The sequence below is a fragment of the Streptococcus sp. 27098_8_73 genome (genome assembly GCF_041432495.1).
In the GTDB taxonomy this organism is placed as follows: Bacteria; Bacillota; Bacilli; order Lactobacillales; family Streptococcaceae; genus Streptococcus.
Genome location: NZ_JAPVZT010000002.1, coordinates 173564 through 188153 on the forward strand (window position 1 = coordinate 173564; position 14590 = coordinate 188153).

General features: G+C 41.5%; 15 protein-coding genes and 1 riboswitch. Of the genes, 14 read left to right on the top strand and 1 reads right to left on the bottom strand.

From position 1 onward, the window contains the following. Positions 1–25: 25 nt before the first annotated feature. The 10 genes from O3651_RS02170 to O3651_RS02215 all read left to right on the top strand — a co-directional run bounded on the left by O3651_RS02170 (position 26) and on the right by O3651_RS02215 (position 8048). Positions 26–577, top strand: a complete 552-nt coding sequence (locus O3651_RS02170) for a GNAT family N-acetyltransferase (RefSeq protein WP_371609409.1) — start codon at positions 26–28, stop codon at positions 575–577. After that, on the top strand, positions 570–1847 hold the full coding sequence (gene spxR / locus O3651_RS02175; protein ID WP_371609410.1) for a CBS-HotDog domain-containing transcription factor SpxR: 1278 nt from the start codon (positions 570–572) through the stop codon (positions 1845–1847). The genes O3651_RS02170 and spxR overlap by 8 nt, the downstream gene beginning before the upstream one ends. A gap of 14 nt (positions 1848–1861) precedes the next feature. Then, the gene (locus O3651_RS02180) at positions 1862–2719 is read left to right on the top strand and encodes a methionyl aminopeptidase (RefSeq protein ID WP_371609411.1); all 858 of its coding nucleotides are present in this window, start codon (positions 1862–1864) and stop codon (positions 2717–2719) included. 47 nt (positions 2720–2766) lie between these two features. Beyond that, on the top strand, positions 2767–3687 hold the full coding sequence (locus O3651_RS02185; RefSeq protein ID WP_371609412.1) for a YihY/virulence factor BrkB family protein: 921 nt from the start codon (positions 2767–2769) through the stop codon (positions 3685–3687). A gap of 10 nt (positions 3688–3697) precedes the next feature. Beyond that, on the top strand, positions 3698–4546 hold the full coding sequence (locus tag O3651_RS02190) for a hypothetical protein (RefSeq protein WP_371609413.1): 849 nt from the start codon (positions 3698–3700) through the stop codon (positions 4544–4546). 82 nt (positions 4547–4628) lie between these two features. Then, positions 4629–5447: a hypothetical protein gene (locus O3651_RS02195; RefSeq protein WP_371609414.1), complete on the top strand. Its 819-nt coding sequence runs from the start codon at positions 4629–4631 to the stop codon at positions 5445–5447. A 47-nt stretch (positions 5448–5494) separates the two neighbouring features. Continuing rightward, positions 5495–5647 carry a hypothetical protein gene (locus O3651_RS02200; RefSeq protein ID WP_371609415.1) on the top strand — a complete coding sequence of 51 codons (153 nt, stop codon included), beginning with the start codon at positions 5495–5497 and terminating at the stop codon, positions 5645–5647. A gap of 13 nt (positions 5648–5660) precedes the next feature. Next, positions 5661–6464 carry a hypothetical protein gene (locus O3651_RS02205; protein ID WP_371609416.1) on the top strand — a complete coding sequence of 268 codons (804 nt, stop codon included), beginning with the start codon at positions 5661–5663 and terminating at the stop codon, positions 6462–6464. A 418-nt stretch (positions 6465–6882) separates the two neighbouring features. After that, positions 6883–7332 (top strand): MarR family winged helix-turn-helix transcriptional regulator, encoded by a 450-nt coding sequence (locus tag O3651_RS02210; protein ID WP_371609417.1) that lies wholly within the window; start codon positions 6883–6885, stop codon positions 7330–7332. An 8-nt stretch (positions 7333–7340) separates the two neighbouring features. After that, the gene (locus O3651_RS02215) at positions 7341–8048 is read left to right on the top strand and encodes a B3/4 domain-containing protein (RefSeq protein ID WP_371609418.1); all 708 of its coding nucleotides are present in this window, start codon (positions 7341–7343) and stop codon (positions 8046–8048) included. Positions 8049–8119: 71 nt separating this feature from the next. On the opposite strand, the gene O3651_RS02220 is transcribed toward O3651_RS02215, so the two are convergent. Beyond that, positions 8120–8560, bottom strand: coding sequence for a GtrA family protein (locus tag O3651_RS02220; RefSeq protein WP_371609419.1), 441 nt, complete (start codon positions 8558–8560; stop codon positions 8120–8122). A gap of 28 nt (positions 8561–8588) precedes the next feature. After that, positions 8589–8711: riboswitch (PreQ1 riboswitch) on the top strand. Between O3651_RS02220 and O3651_RS02225 the strand changes: the two genes are divergently transcribed. From O3651_RS02225 to pulA, 4 genes are all read left to right on the top strand, one after another. Continuing rightward, positions 8709–9224 (top strand): QueT transporter family protein, encoded by a 516-nt coding sequence (locus tag O3651_RS02225; RefSeq protein ID WP_371609420.1) that lies wholly within the window; start codon positions 8709–8711, stop codon positions 9222–9224. It overlaps the preceding riboswitch by 3 nt. 101 nt (positions 9225–9325) lie before the next feature. Beyond that, positions 9326–11284, top strand: coding sequence for an NAD-dependent DNA ligase LigA (gene ligA / locus O3651_RS02230; RefSeq protein ID WP_371609421.1), 1959 nt, complete (start codon positions 9326–9328; stop codon positions 11282–11284). A gap of 8 nt (positions 11285–11292) precedes the next feature. After that, positions 11293–12252, top strand: a complete 960-nt coding sequence (locus O3651_RS02235; protein WP_371609422.1) for a diacylglycerol kinase family lipid kinase — start codon at positions 11293–11295, stop codon at positions 12250–12252. A 14-nt stretch (positions 12253–12266) separates the two neighbouring features. Then, positions 12267–14564, top strand: coding sequence for a type I pullulanase (gene pulA / locus O3651_RS02240; protein ID WP_371609481.1), 2298 nt, complete (start codon positions 12267–12269; stop codon positions 14562–14564). Positions 14565–14590: the final 26 nt, after the last annotated feature.

The following is a 14590-nucleotide window of genomic DNA, read 5'->3' on the forward strand; positions in this document are numbered from 1 at the left end:
CGCTTATTTTTTATAGGGGAAGCCTATGAATTTGTGGACACAATTAGCAGCTTTTTCTTTTATTGAAACAGAGCATTCATTTTTACGCCCGATTCTTTTTGGAGATGCAGAATCCCTTTATAAAATTGCTTCTAATCCGGATAATACCGAGTTTATTTTTCCGACTGAAAGTAGCTTACAGGAAAGTGAATATGTTATCGCCAATTATTTTATGAAAAATCCCTTGGGAATTTGGGCAATTTGTGATAAGGAAACGAATGAAATGATTGGTTCCATTAAATTTGAAAAAATGGACGAAATAAAAAAAGAAGCTGAACTAGGATATTTTTTGAGGAAAGACTACTGGGGACAGGGCTTGATGACCGAAGTTGTCAGTGAATTGGTTTTTCTTTCCTTTACGAAATTCGATTTTAAGCGCCTGACCATTATCACGCATGAAGAGAATATTGCTAGTCAGAAAGTTGCACTGAAAGCTGGTTTTAAGCTCTTCCGCCAGTTTAAGGGGAGCGACCGCTACACGAGAAGGATGAGAGATTACACCGAATATCGCTACGAAAAAGGAGATTTCAATGAGTAAACACCAGGAAATTTTAGCTTATCTTGAAAATCTTCCAATTGGCAAGCGGGTCAGCGTTCGGAGTATTTCAAATTACTTGGGTGTTAGCGACGGAACTGCCTACCGAGCGATCAAGGAAGCTGAAAATAGAGGAATTGTCGAGACCAGACCTAGAAGTGGGACTGTCCGCGTGAAGTCGAAAAAAGTTGTTTTAGAGCACCTGACTTACAAGGAAATTGCGGATATTACTGGATCAGAGGTGCTTGCCGGTGCAAAAGGACTGGAAAAAGAATTTAACAAGTTCTCCATCGGAGCTATGACCGAGCAAAATATCCTACGATACTTAAACGAAGGTGGTCTTCTTATTGTCGGAGATCGGACGCAGATTCAGATCTTGGCTCTTGAAAATGAGAATGCCGTGCTGGTAACGGGAGGTTTTGAAGTCGATCCAGAGGTTTTAAAACTGGCCAATCGTATTGAAATTCCCGTCCTAAGAACCAAGCACGATACCTATACCGTGGCGACCATGATTAACCGCGCCCTGTCCAATATCCAGATTAAAACAGATATTTTAACAGTAGAGCAGGTTTATAGAGCTAGTCACGAATATGGTTTCTTGCATGACACAGATACCGTTCGTGACTATCTGGACTTGGTTCGTCGTAATCGCACCAGTCGTTTTCCAGTCGTTAATCAGCATCAAATGCTGGTTGGTGTCGTGACGATGCGGGATGCGGGAGATAAGTCTCCTTTGACCACCTTGGACAAGGTGATGACTCGCAAGATCTTCATGACTGGACTGTCGGCGAATATTGCCAATATCAGTCAGCGCATGATTGCAGAGGATTTTGAGATGATTCCGGTAGTGCGTGGCAATCAGACTCTCCTTGGAGTGATTACACGTCGGGATATTATGGAAAAAATGAGCCGCTCACAGATTTCCAGTCTACCGACCTTCAGCGAGCAGGTGGGCCAGAAGCTTCATCGCCAAGAGGATGTTTTTTCTTTCACTGTCGAGCCTTTCATGCTGGAGCAAAATAGAGTCTTGGCTAATGGCGTCTTGACGGAAATTATCACTCGGATTACGCAGCAGTTGATGACGACGAATAGTCAGAGCTTAATCGTCGATCAGATGATGATTCATTTCTTTCAGGCTGTTCAGATTGATGATGTCCTGCAGATTCGGCCACGTATTATTCATCAGACGCGGCGGACAGCAGTGATTGACTATGATATCTACTTAGATTCGCTCATCGTTGCCAAAGCAACGATTACTGTAAAGATTACTTAGTAAAGAGGTAAATAATGATTACTATAAAATCACAACGTGAAATTGATTTAATGGACAAGAGCGGAGATTTTCTAGCTTCTGTTCATATCGGCTTGAGAGATTTGATCAAGCCAGGTATTGACATGTGGGACATCGAAGAATATGTCCGCAAGCGCTGTAAAGAAGCCAATGCCTTGCCCCTTCAGATTGGTGTAGAGGGCAGCATCATGGATTATCCTTATGCGACTTGTTGTTCTCTTAATGACGAGGTGGCCCATGCCTTTCCTCGCCATCAAAAATTGGTAGAAGGTGATATCATCTGTGTGGACATGGTTGTTGGTTTAGTCGACAAGGCTGAGCTGGATGTCTCTAAGTTGGACTTTGACAATGTTGAGCAGATGAAGCAATACACAGAAAACTTCCGTGGCGGTGTCGCAGATTCTTGCTGGGCTTATGCAGTTGGTCAGGTTAGTCCAGAAGCGCAGCAGCTCATGGATGTGACCAAGGAATGTCTCTACCGAGGAATTGCAGCTGCACAAGTTGGCAATCGCATTGGAGACATTGGCGCAGCCATTCAAGAATATGCTGAAAGCCATGGATATGGAGTGGTGCGTGATTTGGTTGGTCACGGAGTTGGCCCAACCATGCATGAGGAGCCAATGGTGCCGCATTACGGCCGTGCAGGACGCGGTTTGCGCCTGCGGGAGGGAATGGTTCTGACTGTCGAGCCAATGATCAATACAGGTACTTGGGAAATTGACACGGACTTTGAAACCGGTTGGGCGCATAAAACCCTAGATGGCGGTCTTTCTTGCCAATATGAGCACCAATTTGTCATTACCAAAGATGGTCCTGTGATTCTAACCAGCCAGGGAGAAGAAGGGACTTATTAAGCATAGAGGGCTGGGCTTGTCCCAGCCTTTTTGAATAGGAGAGAGATGTGACAGGATTCATCAAGAAGATGAAAGAAAATGAATTTCTCAGAGCTTTTTTCCATTTTTATCAGGCATCGGAGGCAGATATTACCAGCATTGCTGTGGCCTACTATTTTCTGATTTCGATTTTCCCCTTGTTATTGATTGCGGCAAATATTCTGCCCTATTTTCAAATCCAGCCAGATGAGATCTTGGTTGCGCTGAAAGACTTACTGCCGGAGTCATTGTATCTGACGATCGCCAAGGTTGTCAGAGATGTGCTGACCAAGCCATCGACAGGTTTGCTGAGTATTTCTATCCTATCTGCCCTGTGGACTTTTTCCCAGAGTATGACTTTTCTGCAAAAGGCTTTTAATAAATGCTATGGTACGAAGCAAGGGCGGGGGCTTATCTGGGAGCGGATCTTTGCTTTTATCATGAGTCTAGGCTTGCAAGTCTTACTAGGCTTGTCGCTCGTTTTGACCCTATTTGGTCGAATGCTGGTTGGGATTCTTTATAATTTCTGGCAGTTTGACCGTGGCCTCTACCAGCAGTTGCTGACCATGACAGAGCCTACGATTTATCTGATGCTCTTTCTTTCGCTGATTCTGCTTTATTTTTCTTTACCCAATGTGAAGATTCCCAAAATCCGGTATGTGCTACCAGGTGCGACCTTGGTTCTTGTTATCATTTATAGCCTCATGAACCTTTTTACTGTTTATATTGAAGCCTATCTAGATCGCTTTTTAGATGTGCGTTTTGTCGGCTCAGTGGTGGTTGTGATTATCATGTTTTGGTTTATCCTGATTGCCAAGGTGCTAATCGTCGGTGCTGTCCTCAATGCAAGCATCCAAAGCCGCTTCGTATCGCACTTTGAAAGTCGTAGTGGTGAGCTTATTCTGAGATTTGATGACGAAGGACAAGCAGATAAGGAGACAAATGTATAATAGGTGAAATATGAAACAAACAATTTTTAATGCCTCGTTAGAGGAAAGTATGAACTTAGTGACAGATCAGTATATCAAAACTTCATTTGAGGATTTCAATGAAAAAGGTTATGAGGGAAAGCTTTTAGGATTTATTACAATACAGTTTATCCTATTTCTAATCTTTCTTTTTAGTATTTGGGTTGATTCTCAAAATTTGCAGTTTTTATTTATGAAAGTAAGCCTCATAAATGGTGCTTTTTTTGGATTGGGATTTGTAGGGTTTGTTGGCTATTTAATTGATCTAACCAAAATAAAAAATCAGTCAATCCTATCCTATTATTACTTTAATAAATGGGTCGGTTTTATGACTTTTCTTCTTCTTTTGCAATGTCTAGTAATAGGTATAGCTGGAGCAGGAACGATAATAGGAATGATTTTATCTGGCGCATTATATACGGTTGCTTTTATTTTGTACTTTATTAGACTATTTCAAAATTTTCAGAAGAATACGCTCGAAATTTTGTATCAAGAGTCTACTTACTCAAATAGAGGAGCGGATTTTCTCGACCGTTTTGTTGTATTTGCAAAAAGGTACGGAGGGCTTATCCTATTCCTAATAGTTATTTTCCGTATCTTTTTCCCAAACTCGGATCTTATTCAGCAAAATGGTACCTTTCGTTCAATTTTTGTAGCCATTAATCCAATAATATTTGTCCCCTTCCTTTACTTTCTGTATGTTTTAAGTGTGAACAATTTTCAAGGCTACTATCTCAAAAAATATTTGGAAGATTACCGCCAGTTATCTGACTACTCAATAGAAGACTGGTATGGGAAAGAATCGAAAAGATACAAAGAGTCGCTGGATCAGGAAGTTTAGTCAATGTTGGTTTACCCATTCGATTTTTATGGCGATGGTGCCTCCTTTTACAATGTAACCTGAAAAAAATAGGAGAAAATAAATGGATAAGATACAAAAAGATATTAATGATGCACTTGAAACAGCACGAAGATTAAGCTTAGTAAAGGCGATTTTTGGACTATCTCTATATTCTCTTATGGTTATGATTGGTACGTCTTTACCGATAAGTTTATTTCGAATGGCTAGTGAAGCTGGGTATGACCCAGCTATTCCACTGACCTCAATGGTTACACAGCTAACATCAGTGGAAACAGGGCTCATTCCCCCAGATAGTTTCTTTGGCTTTCTATTTTTTCTTTGTTGCGGTCATTTTACTTGTTTTTATATTATTTCTAAAAGAAATCGCATTAAAGCCTATTTAATGACTCAGATTTTTCAATTGTTTTTGCTCGTAATTACATATTATAGTTGGTTTGTAGCCATCTTGTATTTAATCCCTCTAGTAGCAGTTCGTATCGTTTACTGGATTGGGTTTGTCTTATCACTGATTTACCTTATCTATATCCTTGCCACAAAGCAACGCGCTAGAAAGGATTATTTCTCCTCAGAATATTATAAAAATTTTTTGAATGTGATTTTATTCTTATGGTTGTTGATGTATGGAATCAATCTCTTTACCCACGGGCTTAATCATTTCCTAGCGTATCTCTTGCTTGCTTTATTACCTATTGCACCTATTTTACTAGGACTATTTTTGGTATCATTTTTCAAGTCCAATGTAGTAACTCTAGAGAACTTGAATGCAGTCAATAAAAACCAAGAGAAATACCGTGAAGAGTATGGATATACCATCGAAGAATGGTACGGGAAAAAGTCAAAAATGTATAAGGAACATGTGAAGAAGTCTAAGAAGAGATAAAGATTGATAAACAATATTTCTAGTTTCTTTATGAAGGAGCTAAAAATTTGGCTTGCGGTGCTGTGGACATGGTAGAATCAGGAGTGGAATCTATCGGGAAAGGACTCCACCAAGGCTTGGAGACTGTCAAAAGTGTAGGCAAGAATGTTTCTGATTTTTTCAATGGTGGTCTGAAGGCGGCCTCATCCTTGTTTGGATAATAGGAGAAAATAAATGGATGATAAACAAAAAGATATTAATGATGCACTAGAAACAACGCGAGGATGGAATATATTAGTAATGATTTTCGTAATGCCATTATTTCTTGTTATATGTATATTTGCTCCATGGCTTGCGATTGGTTTAGGAACATCTATGAGTAAGAATAGTATAACTTTTTTGCAGCCGCTTACTGAATTAGAGTATCAACTAATCATCCCAGAAAAAGTTTTTGGTATTTTATTTTTAGTTTATTGGGCGATGTATATGATTATTTATATCATTTCAAAAAGAAATAGAATTTATGCTTATATACTCAATTTACTCGTCTTATTCACTCTTATTCATTCAAGCATTTTTGGACTAATTTTAGGCTTGCAATTCTTTGTTCCTTTTTTAATCATTCGGATTATTTATTGGCTAGCTTATTCCGTAGCAGTTGTCTATATTGTTTATAGTCTCATAACAAAGACATATACTAGAGTTTTTGATATTGATAAGGAGAAAATAAAGAAATATACAAATGTTATCTTGGCTTTATGGTTCATAAATTTTATTGCGGGTATTCTTATTTCAGGCTTTAAAAATTTACTTGCTCATTTACTTTTGGCTTTATTACCCATCGCTCCAATCTTTCTCATTATTATTTTAATATCATTGAGTAAATCAACATTCTCTTCACTATTTAATCTTCATGAAGTCAATAAAAACCAAGAGAAATACCGTGAAGAGTATGGCTATACCATCGAGGAATGGTATGGAAAGAAGTCAAAAATGTACAAAGAATATGTTAAGAAGCAACGAGGCATTAGTAAATAAATATCTATCCTAAGCTTTCCACCTGGGTTGACTTCAGGTGGTTTTTCTATGCTCTTCTCAAGCCGATTTGATATTGTAGTATTATATGATGTGACTAATAAGGTTGCATTAATGGATTTTAAAGGTGAAGATTATACTCGAGAGAATCTAGCTAGTGATTGTACTGACCTTTATCAAAACATATCAAGAGATTGCTTAACAAGTAATCAGCTAACCTTCCCAGTATCTATTTCTAACAAAAAGTGAGGCAAAGACCTTTTCCGAGCCTCTTCTTTGATGGTGCAGATAAGGGAAAGGCGGAAATAGTTCTGTGCGGAGATTTAGTTCAATATAGAATTTTTCTAAGGTAAGTATTTTTGAATAATTTTTATTGCATTTGCAATAAAAATCTGTTATACTATCTTCAGAAGGAGGAGGTATGTCAATTTTACGTGAGATTGGAATCATTGCTCGGGCTTTGGATTCCATCGCTAATATTGAGTTTCGTGACATAGATTTGGCGCGGGGGCAGTATCTCTATCTGGTGCGGATTGCGGAGAATCCTGGGATTATTCAGGAGGAGCTGTCAGACTTGCTCAAGGTGGATCGCTCAACGGTGGCTCGTTCAGTCAAGAAGCTAGAAAATAAAGGCTTAGTGGAGCAGCGGCCAGCAGCCAATAACCGCAAGAACAAGGAATGGTTCGTCACTGATAAGGGGGCAACACTTTATCCTTTTATCATAGCGGAAAACGAATATTCGGAGCAGGTTTCGTTGGAAAAATTTTCAGAAAACGAGCGAAAAGAGTTAGAAAAGTTGCTGGTTCGTGTCCGAGAGAATATTACCAAGGACTGGGAGCTGGTCAAAAAAGGCCAGAAAAGAAATTATTGAGGTAGAACATGAAAGTTACAGTTGAAAATGAATTTTGGGCTTTGTTTCCAGAAGCTCAGATTAGTGTTTTAGTGGTCAAGGGGTTGGATAATAGAGTGGATGAAAGTAAGGATCCTTATTTCAAATCCCTGCTGGATAAGGGAGCGAAGCGAGCAGCAGACTTTATTCCAGATGAGAACTTCACTCAGAATGATGTCATTCAGGAGTGGCGGCAGGCTTTCGGCCAATTTAAGACCAAGAAAGGAGCGCGTTCCTCTATCGAAGCCCTACTCAAGCGGGTCAGTCAAGGACGGGAATTTAACCCCATCAATCCTTTAGTAGATATTTATAATAGTGTTTCCCTTTCTTATGCTGTTCCTTGTGGCGGTGAGGATTTGGACAAGATTGTCGGTGGTCTTTATCTAGGAAAAGCCAAGGGTGGCGAAGCATTTTTCCCACTGGGAGCTGAGACTGATGTACCAGCTTTGGCAGAAGAAATCATCTACTATGATGAAGAGGGGGCGGTTTGCCGTTGTCTTAACTGGCGAGAAGCACAACGAACCATGTTGACAGAAGAGACCAAAGATGCCATCTTGGTTATCGAAGCCATCAATGGAGAGCAGGCGGCGCGTGCCCAAGCAGCCATGACTGAACTCCAGACTCTGATTGAGGACTATTTTGGGGTTAAGGGTGATATTACTCACCTGACAGCTGACAATGCCAGCTTGGAAGTCTAAAAATAAAAATATCTGGATCAGAAATATCTGGTCCAGATGTTTTTGTTTTGGGGAAATAGGCTAATCTATTCTTATTTTGCCTTGTTTTTAAAGACAAAAATCTTGCTGAAGACATAGTTGAGAATGATAATTAGCACTTGAGCAATGAAAGTTTCGATGGTATTGACCATTTTGATATTGTTATTGACAAACTGGCCTATGATTTGTGGGAAACTAGTGACAAAGATAAAGGTTAGCAGTAAATTCAAGGCCATAGTAGCCAGGCGGGTTGTGAAAAATTTGACTAATCGCACTGGCCAGCCCTGTCTTGTCTGCTTGAAAACGATAGTATCGTTGGTCACAAAGGCAAAGAGAATGCCCAGAATATCACCTATTATCGTAGCCAGTAGTTCATTTCCCGTCAGTTCATAGCAGAGCATCCGACTGACAACGGATACGACAGTGGTTGCCACACCAAAGAAGAGGTAGGATAGGACTTCATTGTCAAAGAATTTTTTAATCAAAGTTTTCATAAGCATAGTCTATCACATTTCTAGGATTTATGCTATACTAGTGAGGTTGTCGATTTGAAGGAGATAGCTTTTCCATCTGAGGCAACCCTTGGCGCTTAACTTCTTTCGCCAAGCATATTACACGCGCTCATGCGCTAAAGGAGAAAACATGAAACAAGAAAATTTATCAGTTCGTGATTTGACACACATTGCCATCGTTGCTGCCATTTATGTAGCCCTAACCGTCACGCCTCCCTTAAATGCGATTAGTTACGGTGCTTATCAGTTTAGAATTTCTGAAACGATGAACTTTATGGCCTTTTACAATCGTAAATACATCCTGGGAGTGACCATTGGCTGTATGATTGCCAATCTCTATAGCTTTGGAATCATTGATGTCTTTGTTGGTGGTTGGTCAACTTTAGTTTTCCTATCATTAGGTGTCTACCTTTTCAGCCGCTATAAGAATCAGTACTTGATTAAAGATTTGCTTCGCTTGGATCATTTCTATTTTGCCATTTTCTTCTCTATTTCGATGGTGACGATTGCGGCAGAGTTGTATTTCTTACAGGGCTTGCCATTCTTCCTGACTTGGTTCACAACGGCTATTGGAGAATTTGCTTCCTTGATAGTTGGAGCTATCATTATTAACCAGATTGCGAAAAGGATTGATTTGACAAAATAAGACAGCAGAGAGCGGATTTCCGCTCTTTTTATGTCCTCTTTTTTAGTGAGAATTCGGAACAAATAGAGGAAGATTTTGTGTATTTGTGATAAAATAGAAGTATGAAAGAAAGAATGTCAGAATTAGTCAAATTGCTTAATCGATACGCCCATGAATACTATACGGCAGACAGGCCAAGTGTATCGGACAGCGAGTATGACAGACTCTATCGCGAGTTAGTGGAGTTAGAAGAAAAGTACCCAACTGATATCCTACCTGATAGCCCAACGCATCGGGTGGGTGGGAAGATTTTAGAAGGATTTGAAAAATATCCACACCAGTATCCTCTCTTTAGTTTGCAGGATGCTTTTTCACGTGAAGAATTAATGGCTTTTGACCAGCGAATCCGCAAGGAATTTCCCCAGGTTTCCTATATTTGTGAGCTCAAGATTGATGGGCTCTCTATTTCTCTGACCTATGAAAAAGGAATCTTGGTAGCAGGAGCGACTCGGGGGGATGGCTCTGTTGGAGAAAACATCACTGAAAATCTCAAGCGGGTCAAGGATATTCCGCTGACTTTGAAAGAGCCGCTGGACATTACGGTTCGCGGAGAGTGCTACATGCCCAAGGCTTCCTTTGATGCGGTCAATCAGCTGCGGCAGGAGAACGGTGAGCCTGAGTTTGCCAATCCCCGCAATGCGGCAGCAGGAACCTTGCGCCAGTTGGACACAGCAGTTGTGGCCAAGCGTAATCTAGCAACCTTCCTCTACCAAGAAGCCAGTCCGACTGAGGCCGGCAGCCAAGAAGCAGTTTTGAACAAGCTAGCTTCTTTGGGCTTCTCAGTTAATCCGATTCATTTTCTAGCAAATTCTATCGATTCCGTTTGGGAGTTTATCGAAAAGATTGCCAAAGAGCGGGACAGTCTGCCTTATGAGATTGACGGTATTGTCATCAAGGTCAATGACTTGGCGGTGCAAGAGGAGCTTGGATTTACGGTCAAGGCACCTAAGTGGGCTATCGCTTATAAGTTTCCAGCTGAGGAAAAGGAAGCCCAGCTTCTGTCTGTTGACTGGACAGTCGGTCGGACAGGAGTTGTGACTCCGACAGCCAATCTGACGCCAGTGCAGCTAGCGGGAACGACTGTCAGCCGAGCAACCTTGCACAATGTGGACTACATTGCGGAGAAGGATATTCGTCAGAAAGACACCGTTATCGTCTATAAGGCAGGGGATATTATTCCTGCTGTCTTGCGCGTGGTGGAGTCTAAGCGGGTCTCAGAAGAGGCTTTGGAAATACCAAGTCACTGTCCGAGCTGTGAGAGTGAGCTTGTGCATTTTGAGGACGAAGTGGCTCTGCGCTGCATCAACCCGCTCTGCCCAGCCCAGATTAAGGAAGGATTGATCCACTTTGCCAGTCGGGATGCCATGAACATCACGGGTCTTGGTCCAGCAGTTGTCGAAAAGGTCTTTGATAAGAACTTGGTTAAGGATGTGGCTGGAATTTACCGACTTTCTGTAGAAGATTTGCTGACCTTGGACGGCTTTAAGGAAAAATCAGCGAATAAATTGTATACTGCTATTCAAGCTTCCAAGGAAAACTCAGCAGAGAAATTGCTCTTTGGTCTGGGAATCCGTCACGTGGGAAGCAAGGCTAGTCGGATTTTGATGGAGAAATTCCACGATATGATCAAGCTGTCTCAGGCCAGTCAAGAGGAAATTTCTTCTATTGACAGCTTGGGGACAGTTATCGCTCAGAGTCTGAATTCTTACTTTGAGCAAGAAGGTAGTCAGCTTCTGCTGCAAGAATTACAAGAAGCTGGTGTTAACCTAGACTATCTAGGGGAGAAAGTGGCAGCTGATGCCGCTCTCGCTGGCAAAACAGTCGTATTGACCGGAAAATTACAAAAATTAACACGGAATCAAGCTAAAGAAAAGTTGCTGAGCTTGGGTGCAAATGTCGCTGGAAGTGTGTCTAAAAAGACAGATTTGGTGGTGGCAGGTACCGATGCAGGCAGCAAATTAATCAAAGCTCAAGAACTTGGGATCGAGATTCGAGACGAGGACTGGCTAGATAGCTTGTGAGGCTGAGTATGGAAAATAAAATAAAAAAAGCAAGATTAATTTATAACCCAACTTCTGGGCAGGAAATTATCAAAAAAAATATTGCCGAAGTCTTGGACGTCTTGGAAGATGTTGGCTATGAGACCAGTGCCTACCAGACAACTCCAGAGCCTTTCTCTGCTCAGCGAGAAGCTGAAAGAGTAGCAAGAGCAGGTTTTGATTTGGTTATAGCAGCTGGTGGAGATGGGACTATCAATGAAGTGGTGAATGGGGTTGCGGGCCTAGATGTGCGCCCTAAGCTGGCTTTCATCCCAACTGGTACAACCAATGATTATGCGCGTGCCTTGAAAATTCCTATGGGAGATCCAGTGGTTGCAGCTCGTATTATCGAGAAAAACCAGACGATTCAGATGGATATCGGCCGGGCTTATGGCAGCAAATACTTTATCAACATTGCGGCGGCGGGCACGCTGACAGAGCTGACTTATAGTGTCCCTAGTGAAGTCAAGACCCGTCTAGGCTATCTGGCTTATGTAGCCGAAGGAGCCAAAATGCTGCCACGTTCCAAATCCCGTAAGGTACGGATTGAGCATGACCATGGTGTTTTTGAGGGCAAGATTTCGCTTGTCTTTGCAGCCTTGACTAATTCTATCGGAGGCTTTGAAAAACTAGCGCCAGATACCAAACTGGACGATGGAAATTTCACCTTGATTCTTGTAAAAACGGCCAAGTTGTTTGATATGCTTAGTCTCATCATACAAGCAATTAATGGTGGCCAACATGTGACGGATGCTAATGTTGAATATCTGAAAACCAGCAAATTGAAGCTAGAAGTATTGGATAAAAAAGCACCCTTTATGTTGAACTTGGATGGTGAGTACGGAGGAGATACACCAGTAGAATTGGAAGTTTTGCACAATCATCTGGAGTTTTTCGCCAATATAGATGAAATAGATGAGAGCGCTCTTTCCTTAGAAAAATTAGAATGAAGAGATAAATGAAAATGCTAGACTATAAGGTCATTGTCCATTACCACAATCCTAAGGGAGATTACTTTTCTTATGATTTGTGGCAGTGGCAGACAGATCAGTGGGGAAAAGAAGCACCTTTTTCTAAACTAGATTATTTTGGTATTCAGGGAGAACTATCTTTTAAAAGTTGGGAGCCCCTTAGTCAGGCTCATGTGATTGTCAAGCGTTCAGACTGGTCCAGCCAATCTTGCGATTATCACATTGACTTATTGCCAGTTCATTTGCCTACAGAGGTGTGGTTGATTGAAGGAGATCACCAGGTCTACTATTCCTTGCAAGCGGCGACGACGAGCCACCAATATTCGCGGCGACGTCCTCATAATTTCGATGTGGCCATGCGGTCGGATTATTTTGATGAATGCTGGGGCTACCAAGGTTGGCTTGGGCATCGTCTGCGGGGGCAAGTAAATGAGTTTAAAGTTTGGGCTCCGACAGCCAAAAAAGTTGAATTGCTAGTCTATGAAACTTCGGATAATCAAGCAGCTGTTTATAAAGAATTCCCTATGGAAAAGGGCGAAATTTACTCGCACGATCATGCAAAAAATACAATCGGAGTTTGGTCGGTGGAAGTGCCAGAAGATTTAGCTGGCAAGGCCTACCAGTATCATGTTCATTTTGAAAACCAGCATTTTTTGACGCGCGATCCTTATACAATTGCTACCAGTCCAGATGGCAAGCGTTCAGCTATTGTTGCTGAACAGGACAAGACTGTTGATGGTTTTAAGGTATGTCAAGGCAAGGAGGCAACTTGGCGTTTAGATAATCCGAATCAGGCGGTCATCTATGAGATGCATATCCGAGATATTAGCAAATCGCCTAGTTCCGGTGTCGCAGAGCATTTGCGAGGGACTTTTTTAGGTGCTTGTCAACGTGGCACTAGAAATAGTCAGGGAGACCAGACCACTTTTGATTACATTCGTAATCTAGGTATCAATGTCGTGCAGCTCCAGCCGGTTTCTGACCGACACAAGGACTATGACGAAAATGGCCAAGTTACTTATAACTGGGGCTATGATCCACAGAACTACAATGCACCAGAAACCAGTTTTTCTTCTAATCCAGATGATCCAGGTCAGGCTATCCGAGATTTGAAAATCATGATTCAGGCTTATCATGATGCAGGGATTTCTGTGACCTTAGATGTGGTTTACAATCATATTTATTCCACCTTTGACTCAGCCTTTCAGTCAACGGTTCCCGATTATTACTACCGGATGAATCCCAACGGTTCTTTCCAAAACGGTACCGGAGTTGGTAGCGAGACGGCCAGTGAGCATGAAATGTTCCGCAAATTCATGATTGATTCACTTCGCTATTGGGTAGAAGAATTCAATGTGGATGGCTTCCGTTTTGATTTGATGGGAATCCATGATGTCACCACCATGAATATCATCCGAGAAGAAATGGACAAAATTGATCCACGGATTTTGCTTTATGGTGAAGGTTGGGATATGGGAACAGGCCTGATGCCAGAGGACAAGGCTAAGAAAGACAATGCTTATCAACTGCCGCGAATTGGCTTTTTCAATGATACCCAGCGCGATGCGATAAAGGGTGCTGAAGTCTACGGTGGTCTGAAAGCAGGTTATGTGAGCGGACAAGCGACTGAGGATATTATAGCTAAAGCCATTTTGGGCAGCAGTGAGTTAGGCTCCTATTTGACACCAACTCAGGTTCTGAATTATGTGGAGGCACATGATAATTTCAATCTGCATGACTTGCTGGTTGACTTGCACCCAGATGATGATGAGGTCACTCGGACGAAAAGAATTGAGCTGGCAACAGCTATGAACTTGCTCATGCAGGGAATGGCATTTATGGAATTGGGACAAGAATTTTCTCGCACGAAACTAGTAGGAACAGGCGAAGAGGGCCAAGTCCTGCCTAGCGACCGTGACAGAGCCATGAATAGCTACAATGCTCCCGATGCTGTCAACAAAGTGAATTGGGAACTGATCAGTCAACATCAGGAGAGTATTGACTATATCAAGCAGATTATTCACTTAAAGACAAGTCAGAAGGAATTTTCTTATCAAACCTATGAAGAGATTTACAAGCATGTCTTTGTAAGAGAAGCCTTTGCCGGCAGTGGTATCGTCATTTTTGAGATTAAAGACGAAAAACATTATGAAATCATTTTTAATGCAAGTGGACTGCCCTATTACCTTGAGAATGCGGATCATCTACGTTTATTGGTCGGAAATAGTCGTCATAAGAGACCCTTCTATGTGGAGAATCTAACAGCTTCCGTTTTTGAAGTGATTGCATAATATGAATAAAAATAAGAAAAGATTGA